17 protein-coding genes and 1 pseudogene are annotated in these 17,174 nt (G+C 70.7%); 9 read left to right on the top strand and 9 right to left on the bottom strand.

All coding sequences use genetic code 11. The features are described 5' to 3' along the window. Positions 1 to 3 precede the first annotated feature (3 nt). The gene (locus tag ON31_RS14160) at positions 4 to 1,464 is read right to left on the bottom strand and encodes a carboxylesterase/lipase family protein (protein WP_039813932.1); all 1,461 of its coding nucleotides are present in this window, start codon (positions 1,462 to 1,464) and stop codon (positions 4 to 6) included. Positions 1,465 to 1,588: 124 nt separating this feature from the next. Between ON31_RS14160 and ON31_RS14155 the strand changes: the two genes are divergently transcribed. From ON31_RS14155 to ON31_RS14140, 4 genes are all read left to right on the top strand, one after another. Continuing rightward, on the top strand, positions 1,589 to 2,380 hold the full coding sequence (locus ON31_RS14155; protein WP_039813930.1) for an SAM-dependent methyltransferase: 792 nt from the start codon (positions 1,589 to 1,591) through the stop codon (positions 2,378 to 2,380). Between the two features lie 20 nt (positions 2,381 to 2,400). After that, on the top strand, positions 2,401 to 3,186 hold the full coding sequence (locus ON31_RS14150) for a M50 family metallopeptidase (protein WP_063821493.1): 786 nt from the start codon (positions 2,401 to 2,403) through the stop codon (positions 3,184 to 3,186). A 145-nt stretch (positions 3,187 to 3,331) separates the two neighbouring features. Next, the gene (locus tag ON31_RS14145; RefSeq protein ID WP_039813928.1) at positions 3,332 to 4,141 is read left to right on the top strand and encodes an SAM-dependent methyltransferase; all 810 of its coding nucleotides are present in this window, start codon (positions 3,332 to 3,334) and stop codon (positions 4,139 to 4,141) included. A 41-nt stretch (positions 4,142 to 4,182) separates the two neighbouring features. Beyond that, positions 4,183 to 5,463, top strand: a complete 1,281-nt coding sequence (locus ON31_RS14140) for a sensor domain-containing diguanylate cyclase (protein WP_255222098.1) — start codon at positions 4,183 to 4,185, stop codon at positions 5,461 to 5,463. Between the two features lie 7 nt (positions 5,464 to 5,470). Here ON31_RS14140 and ON31_RS14135 read toward each other — a convergent pair whose 3' ends face one another. Together ON31_RS14135 and ON31_RS14130 are read right to left on the bottom strand one after the other, a co-directional pair. Further along, on the bottom strand, positions 5,471 to 6,025 hold the full coding sequence (locus tag ON31_RS14135) for a TetR/AcrR family transcriptional regulator (RefSeq protein ID WP_039813926.1): 555 nt from the start codon (positions 6,023 to 6,025) through the stop codon (positions 5,471 to 5,473). Positions 6,026 to 6,078: 53 nt separating this feature from the next. Continuing rightward, positions 6,079 to 6,870, bottom strand: coding sequence for a phosphatidylethanolamine N-methyltransferase family domain-containing protein (locus ON31_RS14130; RefSeq protein WP_039813924.1), 792 nt, complete (start codon positions 6,868 to 6,870; stop codon positions 6,079 to 6,081). A 133-nt stretch (positions 6,871 to 7,003) separates the two neighbouring features. Between ON31_RS14130 and ON31_RS14125 the strand changes: the two genes are divergently transcribed. After that, positions 7,004 to 7,990 carry a TY-Chap domain-containing protein gene (locus tag ON31_RS14125; RefSeq protein WP_039813920.1) on the top strand — a complete coding sequence of 329 codons (987 nt, stop codon included), beginning with the start codon at positions 7,004 to 7,006 and terminating at the stop codon, positions 7,988 to 7,990. A gap of 36 nt (positions 7,991 to 8,026) precedes the next feature. Here the strand turns inward: ON31_RS14125 and ON31_RS14120 are convergent, their stop codons facing one another. Further along, the gene (locus tag ON31_RS14120; RefSeq protein ID WP_051037227.1) at positions 8,027 to 8,932 is read right to left on the bottom strand and encodes an oxygenase MpaB family protein; all 906 of its coding nucleotides are present in this window, start codon (positions 8,930 to 8,932) and stop codon (positions 8,027 to 8,029) included. A gap of 61 nt (positions 8,933 to 8,993) precedes the next feature. On the opposite strand from ON31_RS14120, the gene ON31_RS14115 reads away from it, so the two are divergent. Then, positions 8,994 to 9,707, top strand: a complete 714-nt coding sequence (locus ON31_RS14115) for a TetR/AcrR family transcriptional regulator (protein ID WP_147287230.1) — start codon at positions 8,994 to 8,996, stop codon at positions 9,705 to 9,707. On the opposite strand, the gene ON31_RS14110 is transcribed toward ON31_RS14115, so the two are convergent. The 3 genes from ON31_RS14110 to ON31_RS14100 form a co-directional block, all read right to left on the bottom strand. Beyond that, positions 9,680 to 10,531, bottom strand: coding sequence for a hypothetical protein (locus ON31_RS14110; RefSeq protein ID WP_039813915.1), 852 nt, complete (start codon positions 10,529 to 10,531; stop codon positions 9,680 to 9,682). The two genes, ON31_RS14115 and ON31_RS14110, sit on opposite strands and share 28 nt — an antisense overlap. Positions 10,532 to 10,606: 75 nt before the next feature. After that, positions 10,607 to 10,795 carry a ferredoxin gene (locus ON31_RS14105; protein WP_039813914.1) on the bottom strand — a complete coding sequence of 63 codons (189 nt, stop codon included), beginning with the start codon at positions 10,793 to 10,795 and terminating at the stop codon, positions 10,607 to 10,609. Continuing rightward, positions 10,792 to 12,261: a cytochrome P450 gene (locus ON31_RS14100; protein ID WP_081592441.1), complete on the bottom strand. Its 1,470-nt coding sequence runs from the start codon at positions 12,259 to 12,261 to the stop codon at positions 10,792 to 10,794. The genes ON31_RS14105 and ON31_RS14100 overlap by 4 nt, the downstream gene beginning before the upstream one ends. A gap of 92 nt (positions 12,262 to 12,353) precedes the next feature. On the opposite strand from ON31_RS14100, the gene ON31_RS14095 reads away from it, so the two are divergent. After that, the gene (locus ON31_RS14095) at positions 12,354 to 13,004 is read left to right on the top strand and encodes a TetR/AcrR family transcriptional regulator (protein WP_039813911.1); all 651 of its coding nucleotides are present in this window, start codon (positions 12,354 to 12,356) and stop codon (positions 13,002 to 13,004) included. A 6-nt stretch (positions 13,005 to 13,010) separates the two neighbouring features. On the opposite strand, the gene ON31_RS14090 is transcribed toward ON31_RS14095, so the two are convergent. Beyond that, positions 13,011 to 13,895, bottom strand: a complete 885-nt coding sequence (locus tag ON31_RS14090) for a hypothetical protein (RefSeq protein WP_081592440.1) — start codon at positions 13,893 to 13,895, stop codon at positions 13,011 to 13,013. A 108-nt stretch (positions 13,896 to 14,003) separates the two neighbouring features. Here ON31_RS14090 and ON31_RS14085 point away from each other — a divergent pair, with 108 nt between their 5' ends. Further along, complete coding sequence (locus ON31_RS14085) at positions 14,004 to 14,999, top strand: 1-aminocyclopropane-1-carboxylate deaminase/D-cysteine desulfhydrase (protein WP_039813909.1); 996 nt, start codon at positions 14,004 to 14,006, stop codon at positions 14,997 to 14,999. 75 nt (positions 15,000 to 15,074) lie between these two features. Beyond that, positions 15,075 to 15,929: an NAD-dependent protein deacetylase gene (locus tag ON31_RS14080; protein WP_051037226.1), complete on the top strand. Its 855-nt coding sequence runs from the start codon at positions 15,075 to 15,077 to the stop codon at positions 15,927 to 15,929. A gap of 56 nt (positions 15,930 to 15,985) precedes the next feature. On the opposite strand, the pseudogene ON31_RS14075 reads toward ON31_RS14080, so the two are convergent. Continuing rightward, a pseudogene (locus tag ON31_RS14075) lies at positions 15,986 to 17,174 on the bottom strand (SARP family transcriptional regulator); the annotation flags it as partial.

Here is a 17,174-nt window from a genome sequence, read left to right as displayed (position 1 = left end):
CCACTACCTTTGCCGTGTCGGCACGCCGAATCCCCGGACCTCGGCGGCGCCGTCACCGCGGTAGGGCTGCCAGGTCTCCAGACCGGATCCGTTCGGCGATCCGGTGGCGACGAAGGCGGCCAGCGCACCGCCGAACGCCGTGGCCAATTCCCGGTCGTCCGCGCCGATTTCGCCCAGCATGGGAGCGTTGGGGAAGGCGTCGAAGGTGCCGAACAGGAACGGCAGCTCCGCGCAGTGGCAGGCCCCGATACCGTCGGGATCGACGGCGGGGCCACGTTCGAACCGATACAGATGGGCCGGATTGCCCTGGGCGGCAAGCATATCGGCGATTTCCCGGGCCCCGGCGGCGAAATAGTGCTCGCCCAGCGCGAGCGACACCGCCTGCGCCGGGGTCGCCCCCGGATAGTCGGCGTCCGCACGTTCCCGCGTGACCCCGAACGCCGCCGCCTTCTCCCAGCTCAGCAATTGGATCGCCGGATTGAAGGCGAAGAACGCCCCCATCTCCGCGGCGGTCCAGCCCAGCAGCACCTGCTTCCCGCGCAGTGCGCCCGCGGCGACGGCCTGGTCGAACGGTCGCGGCGTTCCCGGCCCGCCCAGCACCGGCCACATGGGCGGTTCCATGGATCCGGGCCGCCCCGTCTCGGCCATGAGCCGGGCGTAGGCGGCCAGCAGCCGCCCCACCGGCAGTTCGCGCAATCGGCCGGCTATCCGCCCGTCCGCGGCGATGCCGAGAATCCGCAGATAGGACTCGGTCATATCGCGCGCCGCCGGCGCGTCCATCGGCGGCATCCGCCACGGACCGGACTGCGCGATCACCCGTCGCACCAGCGCGCCGGTCGCCGGATCGGTGGCCAGGGCCAGTGCCGAGAACGCGCCCGCCGACTGCCCGCCCACGGTGATGCGCTCCGGATCACCGCCGAAGGCCGCGATATTGTCGGCCACCCAGCGCAGCGCCGCCGCCTGGTCCAGCGCGCCGAGGTTCGCGGCCCCGATCTCGGGCAGATACAGGTAGCCGAGCGGTCCCAGCCGGTAGTTGGCGGTGACGACGACGATATCGCCGAGCACCGCCAGGCGGGCGCCGTCGTACCAGTCCCAGCCGCCGCTGCCGCTGGTGAATCCGCCGCCGTGGAACCACAGCAGGACCGGGCGCGCCGCGGTGGGATCCACGTCGCCCGGGGTCCACACCGACAGGTTCAGGCAGCCGTCCTCGTCCCAGTCCGGAACCCGGGTTCCCAGCACCGATTCCAGCCGCGACGGCCACTGCGGGGCGGCGGGGCCGGGGCGAACGCAGGCCCGCTCCGCCGTCCAGCCCGGATGCGGTCGCGGCGGCGCGAATCGCGACCGACCCACCGGCGACGCGGCGAAGGGAATGCCGCGAAACACGCTGCCGCCGTGACCGTTCGGCGCACCCCGCACCTTCCCCGTCGCGGTCTCCACCACCGGATCCACTGTGTCGCTGCTCATTCGCGCAGTCTGGCTCGAATCCGGGGCGTGGTCCAGCGCGACTCCCGATCACAGGTCGGTGAAATGCCCGCGAGACGGCGGTGTACGGCGTAGATTCCACGCCGAGCGTCAGAGGAGATCGAGTATGTCCCACCCGCCGCAACCGCGGATACGCACGGATATCCCGCATTCGGCCCGGATCTGGAACTTCTGGATGGGCGGACGCGACTACTACGAGGTCGACCGGATCGCGGGCGAGGCGGGCATCGATGCCTACCCCGGCATCCGCACCATGGCCGTCGAATCGCGGCGCTTCCTCATCCGCACGGTGCGCTATCTGACCGCCGAGGCCGGGATCCGCCAATTCCTCGATATCGGAACCGGTTTGCCCACCATGCAGAACACCCACGAGGTGGCCCAGGGCATCGCGCCCGAGGCGAAGGTCGTCTACGTCGACAACGACCCCATGGTGCTCGCGCACGCCCGCGCCCTGCTCACCAGCACCACCGACGAGGGCGTCACCACCTACATCGACGCGGACTTCAACCACCCCGAGGACATCGTCACCGCCGCGCGGCAGGTCCTGAACTTCACCAAGCCGATCGCGGTCATGTTCCACGGCGTTCTCGGCCACGCCCCCACCTACCGGGATGTGCGGCGCATCGTGGACACCTTCATGGCCGCCGTACCGTCCGGCAGCTACCTGGTGCTCAACGACGGCACCACCGACGATCCGGCCTACGTCCGGCTGTGCGAGAACTACGCGCAGACCGGCGGCGCTCCCTACCATCCCCGCACCCCGGCCGAGGTCGAGGGCGTGTTCGAGGGACTGGAGCTGGTGCCGCCGGGCATCGTCCCCATCGACCGGTGGCGGGTCGACGAGCCACCCGAGGGCGAGAGCACCTCGGTGCGCGGCGGCATCGGGCGCAAGCCGTGATGCGCGGGTAAGGTGCGGCGGTGCAGATCGCCGAATTCGTCGAACGCGGGAACTCGATCGTCGACCGCCTCACCGGTACCCAGACGCCGCCGCCGTGGTGGCTGGTGCTGGGCACCGCAATCGCGGCCCTGCTGATCGTGCTCTACCGCCCCACCTGGCGGCTGACCCGCAATGTGGTCACCATCGCACACGAGGGCGGCCACGCGTTCGTCGCCCTGCTCACCGGGCGACGGCTCAACAGCATCCGGTTGCATTCGGACACCTCGGGGCTCACGGTGTCCAGCGGCAAGCCGTACGGCCTCGGGATGGTGCTCACCACCATGGCCGGATATCCCGCTCCGGCGCTGCTCGGCCTGGGCTACGCGGCGCTGCTCGGCGCGCACCGGATCACGCTCATGCTGTGGGCCACCATCGCCCTGCTGGCGGCGGTACTGCTCAAGGTGCGCAATGGTTTCGGACTGCTGTCGGTCTTCGTCACGGGCGGCGCGGTATTCGCGGTCTCCTGGTTCGGCACCGACGACCTCCAGGCCGGGTTCGCCTACTTCGCCGCGTGGTTCCTGCTGCTGGCGGCGGCGCGCCCGGTGGTGGAACTCCAGCGCAATCGCGCGCACGAGCCCAATTCCGACGCCGACCAGCTGGCCCGGCTCACGCGGATTCCGGGCATCGTGTGGGTGCTGTTCTTCGGGGCGGTGGCGCTGGCGGCACTGGTGATCGGCGGGCGGCTGCTGCTCGAGGACATCACCGGCGTCTGCGTTCCCCTCGTCACCGACAGCACCTGCCCGGCCCCGGCCGCACCCGGCCGATGAGAAACATGTCGCTGCAATAGTTCTGGAGTATGCGGGCTACCATTCGCAGAGCACAGCCCGGGTGATCGTGAACACGGAGCATCCGGCAGCGGATCCGCCCGCCCGCGGCGTGGTCCGAGATCGTTGGTTCGCAGGAGGGTTTCGAATGGACAGACCGGCGTGGGCCCCGGAGGGCGTGGACATGACCCAGGCCAGTCCGGCACGCATGTACGACGCACTGCTGGGCGGCTCGCACAATTTCGAGATCGACCGGCAGGCGGCCGAGATGGGCAAGAAGCTGGTCCCCGACCTGCCCCGGCTGGCGCTCAGCAACCGGGCGTTCCTGCGGCGGGCGGTGCGGTACCTGATGGACGCGGGGGTGCGGCAGTTCTTCGACGTCGGCTCCGGCATTCCGACCGCGGGCAATGTGCACGAGATCGCCCAGGAGATCGACCCCGCCGCGCGGGTGCTGTACGCGGATATCGACCCGGTGGCGGTGGCGCACGCCAAGGCCATTCTGAGCGGTAACGAGCGCGCCGGGGCCATCGAGGCCGACCTGCGCAAACCCGCCGACCTGCTCGAGCGGGCCCGCGCGACCGGACTCGTCGACTTCTCCCAGCCCGTCGGCATCCTGCTGGTCGCGGTGCTGCACCTGGTGGGCGACGAGGACCGGCCCGCGGAGCTGGTGTCGGAGCTGCGGGCGGCGGTGCCGGGCGGCAGCTACGTGGCGATTTCGCACCTCACCTCGGCGCAGCGTCCCGAGGACGCCGCCAAGTTGGGCGCCAATGCCGAGAACGAGAATAAGATCGGTATTCACTTCCGGTCCCGCGCGGCGATCACCACCATGTTCGACGGCTGGGAACTGATCGAACCCGGCGTCGTCGAGCTGCCGCTGTGGCGGCCGGAATCCGAACGCGACCATCACGAGGCACCGGGGCGCTCACTGGGTCTGGCGGGCGTGGGTCGGAAGCCCTGATTCGACGGACTCGACAGGGGGTTGCGGTGGGAGCGCGAGATGTGGCCGTGCGATGGGCCGAACTTCTCGACGGCGCGGTCGCGCCGACGCTCACCCGCGCCCAGGTGGAGGTGCTGCTCGGGCAGTACACCGGTGGTCTGCTGGCGGCGATCCGGGGGACGGGCGATCCGGCGGTCGCGGGTGCGGCGGCGGCCGCGCTGGTCGCCGCCAACTACCGCGACGCCCGCGCCGTCCACCACTCGGTGCTGCTGATCTGCGGGGAGATGTTCGACGCCGAATACCCCGACCCCACGGCCGCCGACTACCATCCGGGCCGAGCGCGGGCGGCCGCGGTGGCGGCCGAATTCGCGGCCGCGTTCACCGACCGACTACGCCAGGCCGCGCTGGCCGAACAGGAGACCACCCTCGCCGCGGCGCTCACCGCGGCCCGGGAGGCGGAGGCGCGGCGACAGCTGTCGGAGGCGCGGTTCGAGGCCATCTTCACCGCCGCCTCGGTCGGTATCGGCACCATCGACATCAGCACCGGCCAGGTATTGGACGTGAACGCCGCCATGGCCGAAACCCTCGGTGTGCCCGCGGCGGAGATGCCGGGCCGTTCGGTGGCCGACATTCTCGGACCGCAGAATATCGGCGACGCCTTCGACCAGTTCCAACGGCTGCTCACCGGCGAAACCGACCGGTTCCGCACCGAGACCGCGCACGAGCGCCCCGACGGCAGCTGCAAGACCATCGACCTGTCCATGTCGGTGGTACGCGACGGCGACGGGCGGCCGCGCTTCCTGGTGGGTGTCACCGTCGACGTCACCGAACGCAAACAGCTCTCCGACCGGCTGTGGCACGACGCCCACCACGATCCGCTCACCGGCCTACCCAACCGGCTGCTGTTCTTCGACCGGCTCGGTGCGGCCGAGCCGCCGGTCGGTGTCTGCTATCTGGATCTGGACGGCTTCAAGGAGATCAACGACGAGTACGGCCACGCCACCGGCGACCGGGTGCTGCGGGAGGTGGCGACCCGGCTGCTCACCACCGTCTCCGCGGTGGGCGGGATGGCCGCGCGCATCGGCGGCGACGAGTTCATCGTGCTGGTCGAGCGGTGCGATGCCGACGAGCTGGCGAAGCTGGCCGAGGAGATGCTCGCGGCCCTGGGCGCGCCGTTCGCGGTGGACGGACATCCGGTGACGCTGGGCGCGAGTATCGGCACCGCCGTCGCCGAGAGCGCACCGACGGCGGTGGACGATCTCATGCACACCGTGGATACGGCCATGTACCGCAACAAGTTCGAGCGCGGGGCGCGGGACTCGTACGGACCTCGCGGCCGCTAGCACCGGATCAGGCGACCACGTGCGCGTGCGAGAACACCAGTCGCACGAACTCGTCCAGCAGCGGGGCGAAGTCGTCGCGGTGCCCGGCCGCCGAGAGCTGCTGATAGCCGACCAGCATGGCCATGCCGAGCGAGGTGAGATGGGCCGCGGCGGCCCGATCCCCCACCACCCCGGCGATCGCCTTGCCGAGAATCCGGCGCCGGGCGTCGTCCACCCGGCGCAGCACCGTGCCGACCGAGGCGTCGTTCGCGCCCCACGCGCGGATGGCGGCCTCGGCCCGGTGGTGCAGCCCCAGCGTCAGTTCGCGCAGTTTGTCCACATCGGATTCCGGTGTGCCGCTGCCGAACTCCAGCTCGCGCAACCGTCTGGCCTGCTGCCCCTCCCAGTAGGCCAGTAGGGCGTCCACGAATCCCTGCCAACTGCCGAAGTGGTGGTAGAAGGACCCGCTCGTGACACCCAGCGCCCGGCACAGCACCCCGATATTGAGCCCGGCGAAACCGGCCTGTGCCAAAACGTCGAGGCCCTGGTCGAAGTACTGTTCTTTACTCACCAGACGCGCCATGCGATTACCGTAGCCCAATCCCGTCCCTGGGGAATTCCGTGTCGGACAATTTCTCATATCACGAAGGGAATGAGGGCTTTTCGCTCCGCCGGGTAGTCGGCGAACTTCTCCCGGTACCAGCGATGCGTGGCGAAGGCGCGCGGCACCAGATTGCCCACGGTGATCAGCAGGATCACCACACCGGGCAGCGCCCAGGTCAGGATGGCGAATCCGGTCCAGGCGATCAGCTCGCCGAGATAGGTGGGGCTGGTGACGAATCGGAAGCCGCCGCCGTAGGGGATCTTGTATTCCGTTGCGCCCGGATCGTTCTTGTCGCGAAGATTGCGAACAATGCTCTCGGAGTGGACCAGTAGCGCGAAGCCGCACAGGTAGACCACCAGACCGATCAGGAAGCGCGGGTCGGTGAGCCAGTCGGTGTCGTACCGGTCCAGGTAGTCGTGGCTGAACAGGGTGCCGTTGAGGTAGCCGTGCAGGGCGGTGACGAACATGCCCATGGCCAGCACCGAGATGTTGAAACTGCCGCGTTTGCCCGGCACCTGGCGGATGGACAGCGGGAAGAACCAGCCGCGATTGCCGTAGTGCAGCACCCAGATCGCGGCCAGCACCAGCGCGGTGGGTTCGAATCGGTTCGGCCCGGCCAGGAAGCAGACCGCGAAAACCACGGTCGCCGGAATCTCCATGAGCCACCAGCCGAGTCTCGGGTTCAGGTTGAGACCTAGCTTCGCCGTCGCGAATCGACCGTACGGACTTTGTCCGAAAAGCCCGCCGATCAGCACGAATGCCGCGAACGCGAAGCCGATGGCGAGCACGGTGTCGTAGGTGGTATTCCCGGTGTACCAGTTCATCGAGATCCTTCATCGAGCGAAAACTAGAACACGTTCTACCATGCTGCGCTCCACTGTGCACCGGCAACCCTTGCCGGGCAAAGTGATTGCCGCCCCCGGTAACTTAACCGCCGGGAATCGGGAGGAGAGGGAGATGGGTGAGGACAGGTGGGACGGACTGTTGCGCAGCATGCCGCACTTTCTCGAAGAGGAGGACCTCGAATCCGGCCTGGACTGGAATCCGCGCTTCCTGCAACTGCGTGACGAAAATACCGGGCGGTGCGTTCATTTCGCGCAGCAGGGCTGTGCCATCGAAGTCCTGCTGCCCGTCCCGGATGACGCCGCCGCCGCCGAACACCTGCTGACCGTGCTGCGCGACCAGCCGGACGGACTCTGGGAGCCCTGCCCGCTGCCCCTGGAATCGGATGCGACACAGCCCAATCCGGAGCTACGCGCGGTGGAGCGGGTATGGCGGCGACCGGAGCTGGCGCGCGCCTGGCACACCGGCTGGCGACGCGGCGAGGCGGTCGAGGCGCGGCGGCGGGTGGCGGCCTCGGTGGTGGCGGTGCTGGACGCCGGCCTGGCCATGGCCCCGCGCCGACTACGCTGCGCCACCTGGAGCCTGGACGCTCCCGGCACCGATTCCTACGGCCTGCCCGCCGAACGCCCCACCGCCCGCGCCGCCGCCCCGGCGTGTGACGACTGGGCCGACTTCACCGTCCGGCTGGCCTGGGCGCTGACCACGCTGCCCTGGGACAGCGTCCTCAGCCTCAGCACCCCGCACCCCGGACCGGATCCGTGCTTCGTGCAGTTCCTGCACGGCCGCCGCCTGCACAACGAGGCCAGCGGCTGGGATGTGGCCGGACTCGGCGCGGGTGAATTCGACCGCCGCATGACCGCCCTCGGCTGGACCTTCGCCCCGCAGAGCGGCGCACTCATCTGGGAGGGTCCCGAGGCCCACACCGGCTACCACCCGCGCCTGGCGGGCATCCCGCACCGCACCGTCGCCACCTTCCGCGACGTCTTCGCCGTCCACCACCCCCAGGACCTGGTCTTCCGCGCCTTCCGCAACGGCAGCCGCGACGACCCCGACCTGCGCTACCTCGACCGCGAACTCGGGGTCCCCCGCGACGTGCGGTGACACTCGGCGCACATGCGCGACCAGGCGGCACGAGAGCTAATCGCCGTGCGCCCCGGAGGCGGCGTGCCGGGCCGTGGCGGTGATGGCGTCCTTGCGCCGGAGCGCGACCGTGCGGCCGATCTCGCGCACCGGACGCGGCAGCACTCGGTCGACGGTTCGCACCAGCACCGCCCAGCCGCGGAGCAGCGCTTCGTCGCGCGCCGTCCACTCCAGGCCGAGCAGGTCGCGCACCCGGGGCGGCAGGACACCGGTGTTCACCCAGGCCGCGAACGGTCCGACGATGCCCCACATGATCGGCCGCCACAGCAGGGCGGGCATACCGGCCGGGGCCGGTGGGCGGCGCAGGGTGGCGAGCACGTCGTCCACGCTCGGGTGATGCTCGAGTCGCTCGGTCAGCATGCGCTCGAAGAATCGGTCGAAGTCGGCCACCTCGGATGGGGCGTCGCGCTCGCGCAGGCCCGCGAGCAGGCTGGCCTGCCGCCAACCCGCGTACAGTTCGGCTTTCTCGGTGCGGGACAGTCCTCGTCCGAAGCGGTCGGCCACCACCGTGCAGGCCCAGTACGCGGTGCCGAGCACCCAGAAGTACGCCTCCGGTTCCCAGGCGTGGTAGCGGCGGCCCGCGTGGTCCACGCCGGTGATGCCCCTGTGCATGGCGCGGATGTCGCGTCCGTAGGCGGCGGTGTCGTCGCCGTAGAAGGCCAGGGCGATGGTCGGCCAGTAGGAGCGGTCGAAGCGGCCCAGCGGGTCGGTGGTGTAGACCGAGTGCTGGGCCACGCCGGAACCGATGACCGGGTGGGCGACCTGGAGCAGCAGGGCGCTCGGGGCCAGCATGATCAGTCGCCAGTCGGCGGCGTAGCGGGCCGCCGGCGAGTCCGGCGCGACTCCCCGGCGCGCGGGTTCGGGGTCGTCGGTCGCGTAGATTTCCGACACGGGGCTGGCCATGGCAACGCCTCCACATTGAGGAATCATTTGTGTCTAGAAAGGTAGGTTTCAGGAAACAAATGTGTCAATATTCGGCGGCAGTGACGCGGACCACCATGTCGGAGCCGCGTCGATGAAGGCCGCCCGGCGCTACGGCGGGATCGCGGCCGACGAGCGGATGCGCGGTCGGCGCGAGCAGTTGGTCGACGCCGCCATCGAGGTGATGGCACGCGAGGGAGCGGGCGCGCTGACCGTGCGGCGCGTGGCCGCGGCGGCGGGCCTGTCGACCCGGTTCGTCTACGAGAGCTTCGCCGATCTGGACGAACTCACCGCGGCGGCATTCGACGCCGCTGCGCGCGAGCTGGCGCAGACGGTGCACGCCGCGGTCCGCGACACCCCGCCCGACCGGCACGCCCGCATCACGGCGGTGGTGGAGGCCATCACCGACTTCTTCCTCGGCCAGCCCGCCAAGGGCAAATTCCTGTCCACCAAGGCATACGGCCATCCCGGCAGCGCCCGGCGCAGACTGGAGCGGTCGGAGGACTACGTGACCGCCTTCGCGACCATCCTGGCCGGACTCGTCGCGGGCGCGCGGGCCGAGGACCGGGCGGTGGTACTCACCGCACGCTTCCTGGTGGCGGCCTTCGGCGAGACCACGACCGCCCTGGCCTACGGCGAAACCCCTTATGCCCGAGACGAATTCGTCCACGACAATGTGGAGCTGATGCTGGGCGCGCTCGACGGGCTGGACCGGATCGCCGCGCGGGGTCAGTCCTCGACCAGCACCAGCTCGTAATCGCGGAAGTGCGCGGCCAACTCCAGTCCGGCGTGCTCGAGGGCGGCGCGCACGGTGGCGTCGTCGAACTCGAAGACGCGCAGCATGGCGACGGCCGGGAAGCGATCCTGGATCTCGGCCAGCAGCGCCACCACGAGACCGGCCAGGCGGTCGGAGTCGACGTCGGCGTAGGAGATCTGTTCGCCGGTGTTGATGTAGGCGATGTCGTCGATGATGGTCGCGGTGATGGTGGCGATCGGATCGGTGGCCCCCTCACCCAGCAACGCCACGATGAACAGATTGCCGGGCGGCTCGGTGGACTCGGCCTCGGCGTGCAGAATCCACTGGTCGGCGGCGATGGCCCCGGCCCCCTCCGGCGGTTCCCAGCTGCCCAGCTCGGCGGTCCACAGCCGGGCCACCTCACCGATGACATCGGCCTCCAGCAGTGCGGCGGCCTGCCCCTCCGGACCGGTGTCGGACCCCTCCCAGCGCAGCACGCGGTAGCCCGCGCCCTGGGCGTGTCCGGCGGCGGAGGCGATGAGGGTGGCGAAGACCTCGGTCTCGTCCGGCGTGGCGGGCGTGTCGTCGGTGTGTCCCAGGCGGATGGAGCGTACGAGCCGATCGGCGTCGATGACCTGGACCCAGGCGTCGCGGGGTCCGGCGGCGCGTAGCTCCGCCCAGCCGAGCAGGCGGCCGTCCGAGCGGGCGGCAATGGTGCCGAGCAGGTCGGATGGCTGGTCGAGGGCGACGTCCTCCAGTTGGAACAGTCCCGCCGCTCCCGCTAGTTCATTCGCCAGGCGCAGGCCGGTACCTGGGTGCCGGTCCCACTCGAGTGCCATATCCATAGCCGCACAGTAGACCGACCAGTAGCTGTTGAGTAGCTACCGCGCGGTCGGTATTACATTTCGAGACCCGCGTGATCAGGCCGAACGCAGCGCCTGAGTGGGGCAACTGTCCACCGCCAACAGGGCCACCTCCCGCTCGGATTCGGGCACCTCGGCACACCGCACGGCCACCCGCTCGTCATCGCCCACCCGGAACAGCTCGGGTGCGACGGCCTCGCACATACCGTGCCCCGCACAGCGGGTGAGATCGGCCTCGATCCTCATGCGCCGAGCCGTTCCAGCCGCATGGGCAGCCCGTCGGCGGGCAGCGGTCCGGTACCCGCGATGAGCGGCACCCGATACCCCGGCGGCACACTCCAGCGGTACGCCAGCAGCATGCGGTGCAGCACCGCCTTCACCGTCATCCCACCGAAGTAGAGGCCGATGCACTTGTGCGCCCCGCCGCCGAACGGCGCCCAGGCGAAGCGGTGTGCGGAGTCCTCGCGGTGGTCGGCGTCGAAGCGCTCCGGCTCGAAGGCGTCCGGATCGCGCCAGAACTCCCGCTGCCGCATCATGGTGTACGGCGCGGTCATGACGAGCGTGCCCGCGGGCACGTAGTGGCCCGCGATATCGGTGTCGGCAATGGTCTCGCGGGCCTGCTGAGCCACCGGCGCGTACATCCGCAGCGCCTCCTTGAAGGCCAGGTCCAGACTCGGCAGCCGGGCCAGGTCGCCGTAGTCGAGCTCGGCCTTACCCAGTGCGCGCGACTCCGCTCGCAGCCGCTCCTGCCAGTCGGGGTGCCGGGCCAGCTCGTAGGCCAGCATGGCGATGGAGATGGCGCTGGTGTCGTGCGCGGCCATCATCACGAAGATCATGTGCGCGATCACGTCGGCATCGGTGAGCCGGTGCTCGGGCATGGTCGCCACCCGGGCGAGCACGCTGAACAGATCGGCGGCCTCCCCCGCGCGCCGCCGCGGCAGCTCGCGCCGGAAGTACTCCTCGAGCATGCGCCGACCGCGCAGGCCGCGATGCCACACCCCGCCGGGGACATCGGCCCGGATCATGGCGGTGCCGCCGTGCACGGCGTCCTCGAACGCCCGCGACAGCCGGTTGCTCTCCGGACCCAGTTCCGCGCCCGCGAAGACGGCGGTCGCCTGCGCCAGCAACAGCCGTTTCACCGCGTCGTAGAGCCGGAAGTCCGGTCCCGGCCGCCAGTCCGCGATGCCCCGGGCCAGCAGTGGCGAGGTGAGTTCGAGATAGCCGTCCAGGCGCGGTCGGGTGAAGACCTGCTGCAGGATGCGGCGATGGTAGAGGTGATCGTCGAAATCGCGCAGCAGCAGGCCGCCACGGAAGAACGGGCCGATCAGGAATTCCCAGCCACGCTCCGCCGAGAACACTCGGTCCCGGTCCAGCATCACCTGCTCCAGCGCCTCCGGGCTGCCGACGCCGACGATCGGACGTCCGAAGCCGCCCGCCCAGTTCACCGGCCCGTAATCCCGTAATCGCTTGCGGGAGAAGTCGATCGGGTCGGCGAGCGAGCTGAGCATATAGCCGATCCAGGGTGGCCCGAAATCACCCATGACCGGTTTCAGGCCGCTGCCCAGCGGGGGTGTCGCCAGCGGGCGGGGCGGTGACGGGTAGCGCTCCGCCACCCCGCCGACCGCGCGCTGTAACCGCTGATTGAGCCGGGCCCGCACCTGGCGGGCATGGCCGACCGGATCCCGGAAGTCCCGGGGCACAAGGAGATTCATCGTCGGTCTCCCTTCGAGATGAATCTCACAGTACCGGAAACGGTGGTTTCCGTAAACAGTCGTTTCCCGATAAGTGTGCCAAGCTGGTCGGTGTGAGGCGGGAATTCGGCGGGACCTATCGCGGAGCGACCACCGACGAACGGCGCGAGCAGCGCCGTCGCCGCCTACTGGACGCCGCGCTCGACATCATCGGCACCCAGGGGCTGTCCGCCCTCACCGTGCGCGGGGTCTGCGAGCAGGCCCGGGTCGGGCCGCGGTTCTTCTACGAGTCCTTTCCGGACCTGGACGCGCTCGCCGGCGATCTGCTCGACGAGATCCAAGGCGCGGCACTCGATTCCGCGCGCGCCGCCATCGCCGACACCGAGGGCGACCAGGCGGACAAGATCCGGGCCGGGGTGGCGGCGCTCATCGTGGCGCTCACCGACGATCCGCGCCGCGCCAATATCGCGCTGGCGCAGGCGCACGGCAGCGAGGGCCTCATGCGACGGCGCTTCGAGGGGATGCGGCGGGTCGCGGCTGTGATCATGCAGGAGGCCCGGCTGCTGCTCGACATTCCCGAGGGCGAGGACAACGCGCTCACCGCCCTGGCCCAGCTGATCACCGGCGGCGCGGCCGAACTCATGCTGGTGTGGCTGGACGGCGGGCTGAAGGTGGAGCGGCCCGTCATGATCGACGTGGTCGCCGACTATGTGGTGGATATGGTGGACCGGCTGCCCGCGCTGGCCGAGAAACTGGAATCCTGAACGATTTCAGCAGCGCACCCCGGTGACCGCGAAGCGCTCCACATCGGTGACATGGCCTCCGGTCGCGACCGCCACCGTGAGCGTGCCCGGACAGGAGGCATCGACGGGGACCGTCGCCGACCACGGCATATCCATACCACCGGCGGGAATCCGGCCGACCGTGCCCACCGGCCGCTCGCGGCCGAGCTGGCGGACCTGGATGTCGAGGCTCTCGTCCATGCCGGAGATGCGTCCGCCCACCGTGATCGGCGAACCGACCTGCGAGCCGTACGGCGGGGTGGTGAGGGTGAGGGTGCGGTCCTCGGTGCCGACCACCTCCCACGGCGCGTCCGGACCGCTGGCGAATCGCACCAGGTGCAGCATGGCGGCGGGCAGTCCGACATGGCCGGGATCGTCGGGGCGGGCGTAGCCGACGGTGATCCACGCTTCGTCCTCGCGGTACTGGGCGTTCACCACCCGGTCGACACTGCCGTAGCCCAGGTACTGCTGGGTGAACATGAGGGCGACGGCGGGGGCGTCGAGATGCCACGGCTGATGACCGCCCTCGCGGTAGGCGCGCTGCCAGTCGGCGGCGTCGGCGGCGGTGGCGAAGGGCCACAGTGGCTGATAGGCGAAATGATCCGGGTCGGACGGAGTGGTCGGGGCGGCCGGGTCGGACGCGGAAACTCCGGGCTGCGACGTTCCGGTCCCGATGCCTCCCGTGCCGGGTGCGGTGGTCGGCGCGACGGACGCCGTTCCCGGGGTGGGCCGCGCCGACGTCGCGCCGTCACCGGAATCGAGTCCGTCCCGACTCACCGCGAACAGCACCGCCGCCGCCGCGAGAACGACCGCCACCCCGGCGATCGCCAACGCCAACCCCGCACGGCTCCCGCCGGAATTGTTCGTGCTCATGATTCAGCATGCGCCCGATTCGCCGGAAACGCTCATCATTCCGCCCTTCGCCGGGGCCGGGAGTACTGGGCTCGCCGGAGCGGCGCGTGGCCGGGATACGCTGCGCGCGTGACTCCTCTGCTGCACCGATTGCATCCGGAACTCTCGCAGACGCTGCCGCATCTGGCGCTCGGTACCCGGCCGACACCGGTGCGGAGGCTGACGGCGTTGGGGGCCGGGGCGGACCTGTGGGTGAAGGACGACAGCGCGTTCGGGGACGGCGGGTGGGGCGGGAACAAGGTGCGCAAACTCGAATGGCTGTTGCCGGATGCGCTGCGGCGGGGTCGACGCACCATCGTGACCGTGGGCGGGCTGGGTACCAACTGGGGGTTGGCGACCGCGCTCTACGGGCGCGAGCACGGGCTGAAAACCGTACTGGCACTGGTGGATCAGCCGGTGGACGACCATGTGCGGCGACAGTTGGAGCGGCTGCGCGCCTCCGGGGCGGAGCTGCACCTCACCCATACCAGGGCGCGGACGGTACTGGCCGCGCCCCTGCTCCTCGCGCGGCACTTCTCGGGCATGCGCCCGCCGTATCCGCTCCCGGCGGGCGGTTCCTCCCCCGTGGGCGCGCTCGGCTATGTGGAGGCGGCGCTGGAACTGGCCGAGCAGGTGCGGTCCGGGGAGCTGCCCGAGCCGACCCATCTCGTCACCCCGGTGGGGTCGGGCGGGACGGTGGCCGGGCTGGCCCTGGGCCTGCGGCTGGCGGGGCTGTCCACCCGCGTGCTGGGCGTGGTCGTGAACGACACCCTGCGCCTGGACCACCGATCGCTCACCCGCCTGACCCACCGCACCGCGCGCCTGCTCCGCCGTCGCGGTGCGCGCCTACCCGAAACCCGCACGCCCACCGGCAATCTGGAGGTCGTCACGGACTGGCTCGGCACTGGCTACGGCCACCCCACCGCCGAGGGCGAGGCGGCCCGACGGCTTGCCGCCGACCTCGAACACCTCGAACTGGAACCCGTTTACACCGCCAAGGCCCTGGCGGCCCTGCTGGCACTCGACGCCCGCGGCCACTTCGACGGCGGACCGGTCGTCTACCTCAACACCAACGGCTCGCGGTGAGCGATACGAGCACCGGACACGCACCACCCGCACGGCACGCGTGTACGCCGACGGGCGGGCTCGTACCCTGGGTGCATGTCGGATGAGGCGGTGGTTCCGGGGCTCGGTGCGCTGGTCGAGATGCTGGCCGGGCGGCGGGTGGCGGTGCTGACCGGGGCGGGCATCTCCACCGACAGCGGGATCCCGGACTACCGCAGTCCGGACGCGCCGCCCCGCAATCCCATGACCTATCAGCAGTTCGTCGGCGATCCGGTCTTCCGGCAGCGCTACTGGGCCCGCAATCACGTCGGCTGGCGGCGCATGGACGCCGCGCGGCCGAATGCCGGGCATCGCGCGCTGGCGCGGCTGGAACGCGCGGGCGTGGTCACCGGGCTGATCACCCAGAACGTGGATCTGCTGCACACCAAGGCGGGCAGCCGCGCCGTCATCGACCTGCACGGCACCTACCTGCGCGTGCGCTGCCTCAGCTGCCAGGGCCTCATCTCCCGTCTGACCCTGGCCGACCGGCTGGAGGCCGCCAATCCGGGCTTCGCCGACACCATCACCCTCGACGGCCTCGAGGTGGCCCCCGACGCCGACGCCGTACTCGACGACACCTCCGCCTTCCGCATGGTCGACTGTCACCGCTGCGGCGGCATGCTCAAACCCGATATCGTCTACTTCGGCGAATCGGTCCCCAAAGACCGTGTGGCAGCAGCCTTCTCGATGGTCGACGCCGCCGACGCCCTCCTCGTCACCGGTTCCTCCCTCACCGTCATGTCCGGCCTGCGCTTCGTCCGCCACGCCGCCGGAACCCACCGCCCCGTGGTGATCGTCAACCGCGGCCCCACCCGAGGCGACGAACTGGCGACGCTGCGCATCGACGCCGGATGCGCCCCGACCCTCACCGCCTTGGCGGACGCGCTCGGCACCGCACCGGTTCCGGCATAGCGCCCCGATCGACGCCGCGGTGCCCACACCACAGCACCCACCGTCCGCACCCGGTGTCACGGCCGGTCGCCGCCGACCTCCGGGTCGTCGAGGAAGTTCGCGACCGGGCCCAGGGCGAGCAGGCCGGTGCCCGCGCCCGCGAGTTCGCCCGCGGCGGGGGCCAGTCGGTCGCGCAGTGTCGCCAGCAGGGTGTGTTCACCGAGGTCGCGGGCGGCGCGGGCGAGCAGGCACAGGCGCAGTTCCAGCAGCAGGTCCGGTGGGGGTGTGGGGGCGACGTGCAGTGCGCTGCGGGCGGCGTCTGCGCGGTGCTGGCCGAGCAGGAGCAGGGGGCGCACCCAGGGCTCGTGCGGGCCGAAGTCCTGTCGCGGATCGGTGTCGAGCGGCAGGTCGTGGCGGAGGCGCACGCACAGCAGGGCCAGGGGGAGCAGACCGTGCCGGAGGCCGGGCATGGCCGCGCCGGGGTGGGCGGCGGCGGTGGCGCGGTAGGCGGCCTCCGCGTCGGCGGGTGGCAGGGTCAGCGCGTCGCGCAGCGTGGCATACCAGCGGGTGAAGAAGGCGACCAGCCGCAACCCGTACTTCTCACCCAGCGCGTCGGCCGCGACGGCATGCGCATCGGCGGCGGCGAAATCCGCGGTGGCGCTGAATGACTGCACGGCGATGAGGTGGCCGAGCACCTCGAAGCTCACCAGTTCGTGCGCCTGCGACACGGTGATGAGTTCGTCGGCGATGCGGGCGCGTTCGGGGGCGAGTCCGACGCGGTGGAAGCTCTGCATGAAGCGGCCGTTCAGCGCGAATGCCAGCAGGGCCGGATCGTCGAGCCGACGCGCGATCCGTTCGGCCTCGGCGGCCGCCGCCCGCCCGCGTGCGCTGTCGGCGGCGCGCAGTTCCAGCGCGATGGTGGTGAGCAGGCGGGCACGCAGCGCCGCGATGTCGGAACGATCGACCGAGGCGCCCGCGCCGCTGTCCGGGAGCCGAGGCAGGATGCGTTCCGCGATCGTCACCACCTGGCGGGCCAGTTCCGGATCGTCGGTGTCGGTCCAGAGGGCGGGGACGTCGAAGGCGGTGATGACGCGCGCGGTGAGTTCCGGATCGTCGATAGCCGTCTCGATTCCGCGAGATCTCCGGTGAGCGCGGTGGCGCGCCCGAGCCCCAGGGTGGCTTCGAGGCTGCCGCGCGTATCGCCGTCCCGGTCGCAGGCGGTGGCGGCCGCGGCGAACCAGCGCGCCGCCTCGTGCGGCGCGAAGG

Origin of the sequence: Nocardia otitidiscaviarum NBRC 14405 (assembly GCF_000308635.1) — a bacterium.
In the GTDB taxonomy this organism is placed as follows: Bacteria; Actinomycetota; Actinomycetes; order Mycobacteriales; family Mycobacteriaceae; genus Nocardia; species Nocardia otitidiscaviarum.
The sequence above is the reverse complement of the archived record's forward strand: the minus strand, read 5'-3'. Positions and strand labels throughout refer to the sequence as shown.